Here is a 545-nt window from a genome sequence, read left to right on the forward strand (position 1 = left end):
GCGGTTGCGATAGGCGAGATCGAGCCCGACCTCTGTCAGCGCCTTGTCCACCGCCGCATCGATTTCGGTTTTCGGCAGCAATCGATGGACGCTGAGCGCCTCGCCAACGATGCGGCGCACCTGCATGCGCGGGTCGAGCGATGCATAAGGRTCCTGGAAGATCATCTGGACCTTCAGCAGATAATCCAGCTTCTCCTTTCCCTTGAGCTTCGCCACGAGTCGCCCGTCGTAGACGACTTCGCCAGCGCTCGGCTTGTGAATGCCTGTCGCGATCCGCGCCAAAGTCGACTTGCCGCATCCGGATTCACCGACAAGGCCCAGGACCTCGCCGCGTGTTACACTCAGGTCGATCCCATCGACCGCGCGCAGCACGGGCGGCGGCGGGACCCGCCCTGCTGTCGCAAGTATGCGTTCAGCCAATGTCGATTTGCTGCGGAAATGCTTCTTTACGCCGCGCAATTCAAAGAGCGGCCCAGTCATGACCCCTGGTTCTCCGGTACGGGATTGTGGCAGCGGAAGGTGCGTCCGCTCCTGATCTCCGGCGC

1 protein-coding gene is annotated in these 545 nt (G+C 62.3%); it reads right to left on the reverse strand.

Features of this window, described 5'->3' with window-relative positions; genetic code table 11:
* A partial coding sequence (locus AC1DT3_RS23780; RefSeq protein WP_477467604.1) for an ATP-binding cassette domain-containing protein occupies positions 1-480 on the reverse strand: 480 nt, incomplete at its 3' end.
* Positions 481-545 lie beyond the last annotated feature (65 nt).

The sequence above is a fragment of the Microvirga sp. P4_G7 genome (assembly GCF_056401005.1).